The organism is Chloroflexota bacterium (genome assembly GCA_016875535.1).
Taxonomy (GTDB): domain Bacteria; phylum Chloroflexota; class Dehalococcoidia; order SHYB01; family SHYB01; genus VGPF01.
Genome location: VGPF01000082.1, coordinates 1 through 2,420 on the forward strand (window position 1 = coordinate 1; position 2,420 = coordinate 2,420).

The window sequence follows — 2,420 nt, forward strand, 5'->3', positions numbered from 1 at the left end:
AGATGCTCGAAACAGGCATCAAGGTCATTGACCTCATCAGCCCCTTCGCCAGAGGCGGTAAGGTCGGCGCCTATGGCGGCGCGGGCGTCGGCAAGACTGTCGTCATCCAGGAGCTCATCCGTAACATCGCCACCCAGCACGGCGGCTACTCCGTCTTCGCAGGCGTCGGCGAGCGCTCCCGCGAGGGGAACGACCTCTGGCGCGAAATGAAGGAGTCCGGCGTCATCAGCAAGACCGCCCTCGTCTTCGGCCAGATGAATGAGCCTCCCGGCGTCCGTCTCCGCATCGCCCTCACCGGCCTCACCATGGCCGAATACTTCCGCGATAAAGAGGGCAAGGACGTCCTCCTCTTCGTGGACAACATCTACCGCTACATCCTCGCCGGCATGGAAGTCTCCGCCCTCCTTGGGCGCATGCCCTCAGCCGTCGGCTACCAGCCCACCCTCTCCACGGAGATGGGCGACCTGGAAGAGCGCATCACCTCCACCAAGAAGGGCTCCATCACCTCCTTCCAGGCCATCTACGTCCCAGCCGACGACTACACGGACCCCGGCGTGGCTACTACCTTCGGCCACCTGGATGCCGTCATCGCCCTTGAGCGCGCCATCGCCGAGCAGGGCCTCTACCCCGCCGTTGACCCCCTCACCTCCAGCTCGCGCATCCTTGACCCCAACATCGTCGGCAAGGATCACTATGAAGCGGCCCAGGGCGTCAAGAAAGTGCTCCAGCGCTACAAGGACCTTCAGGACATCATCGCCATCTTGGGCATGGAGGAACTCTCGGAAGAGGACAAGATCACCGTCGCCCGCGCCCGCAAGATCCAGCGCTTCCTCTCCCAGCCCTTCTTCGTGGCTGAGGCCTTCACCGGCCGCCAGGGCAAGTACGTGCCCATCGCGGAGACGGTGCGCGGCTTCAAGGAGATCCTGGAAGGCAAGTACGATGACCTGCCCGAGCAGGCCTTTTTCATGGTCGGCCCCATCGAAGAAGCCGTCGCTGAAGCTGAGAAGATGAAGGCCATCAAGTAAACAGGGCCTAGTACTTAGCAATGGCTACACTGCGCATATCAATCGTTACCGCCGAGCGCTCCCTCCTGGAGGACGATGTGGACATGGTCATCGCCCCCGGCGCCGAAGGCCAGCTGGGCATCTTGCCCATGCACGCGCCCCTGATGACCATGGTCACCCCTGGCGAGATCCGCCTGAAGAAGGGCGCGAGCGAAAGCGCCTTCACCGTCACCGGCGGCTTCCTTGAGGTGCGCGATAACAAGGTCACCATCCTGGCCGATGCCGCCGAGCGAGCCGAAGAGATTGACCTGGCCCGCGCCGAGGCCGCGATGAAAAAGGCCCAGGACGCCATCAAGGCCGCCCCCGCCGCCAAGGAACTGGAAGAGGCCACCACGGCCTTCCAGCGTGCCGCCCTTCGCGTGAAGGTCGCCCGCAAGAAAAAGACTACCGGCCCCGGCGGCGTCAGCTAGTCCGCAAGCTGCGCGCAGACCCGCAAAGGCCCCCCTTCGACGGGGGCCTTTGCGGGTCTCTTGGCACGAAGCGTTTGGCGAGCCGCCTAGCTTCAGCTAGCATAGATGCATGCTGCGTCGCGCCCAGAAACTCCCTGCCTGGTGGCCCGCCTGCGGCATGCTTGTCCTCCGCGAAGGCCGCTGCTCCCTCGCCGCCTGCGGCAAGCCCCTCACCGGGCGTCAGACCCGGTGGTGCAGCCGCAAGTGTACCCGGGTCTTTCTGGTGAACCACCAGTGGACCCCCGCCCAGCTCGCCGCTCTCAAGCGCGATGGCTACACCTGCAGGCACTGTGGCTTCTGCCCGGGAAAACAGCCCGACCGCATGGGGCGCATGATCTGGCGTCGCCGCCATCACGGGATGGAAGTGAACCACATCGCCCCGCTCAACGGCCGTGGCTACCGCATCGGCTGCGTCCATCACCAAGAAAACCTTGAGACCCTTTGCCACAGTTGTCATTTGGAAGTCACCATGCGGCAACGGGCGATCCAAGAGAAAAGGCGTAGCCGGATGGTCAAGCCGCACCGGAGATCAGCGTTGAGGAAGCGAACTCGGAACGCCAAAGAGAGCAAATGATAGGGGCGGCCATTCTCGGCCCTTGCTCCCTGAACCCTTTCCCTACCCCTGCTTCCCCTTCCGCTCCTTCATCGTCTTCAAGTGGTACGTCATCGTCTGCAGGCCGAGCACCGGGTCTATGTTCCGCACCCGGACGTCCTGCGGCACCTGCGGCGCGATGGGCGCGTAATTCAAGATCGCCTTGATGCCGCACTCCACTAGCCGGTTGATCACTGGCTGCGCCTGGGCCGCAGGCACCGCCACGATGCCGATGTCTATCTTCTGCTCCGCGATTACCCGGCCTAAGTCGTCCATCGGCCGCACCGTGACCACGTCCACCTGGCGCCCCACCTG

4 protein-coding genes are annotated in these 2,420 nt (G+C 64.0%); 3 read left to right on the forward strand and 1 reads right to left on the reverse strand.

Annotation, left to right across the window (positions count from 1 at the left end; all coding sequences use genetic code 11):
• The 3 genes from FJ039_12605 to FJ039_12615 form a co-directional block, all read left to right on the forward strand.
• A partial coding sequence (locus FJ039_12605) for a F0F1 ATP synthase subunit beta (GenBank protein ID MBM4406987.1) occupies positions 1–1,025 on the forward strand: 1,025 nt, incomplete at its 5' end.
• A 20-nt stretch (positions 1,026–1,045) separates the two neighbouring features.
• Complete coding sequence (locus FJ039_12610; protein MBM4406988.1) at positions 1,046–1,474, forward strand: F0F1 ATP synthase subunit epsilon; 429 nt, start codon at positions 1,046–1,048, stop codon at positions 1,472–1,474.
• A gap of 109 nt (positions 1,475–1,583) precedes the next feature.
• A complete protein-coding gene (locus tag FJ039_12615; GenBank protein MBM4406989.1) occupies positions 1,584–2,087 on the forward strand; it encodes a hypothetical protein in 504 nt (167 codons plus the stop codon).
• Between the two features lie 42 nt (positions 2,088–2,129).
• On the opposite strand, the gene FJ039_12620 is transcribed toward FJ039_12615, so the two are convergent.
• Positions 2,130–2,420 (reverse strand): redox-sensing transcriptional repressor Rex (locus FJ039_12620; GenBank protein MBM4406990.1); only part of this gene is annotated, 291 nt, incomplete at its 5' end.

Excerpts from the sequence above, each read along its gene's own strand:
- FJ039_12610 (MBM4406988.1), top strand. The coding sequence starts at position 1,046 with ATGGCTACACTGCGCATATCAATCGTTACCGCCGAGCGCTCCCTCCTG.
- FJ039_12615 (MBM4406989.1), top strand. The coding sequence starts at position 1,584 with ATGCTGCGTCGCGCCCAGAAACTCCCTGCCTGGTGGCCCGCCTGCGGC.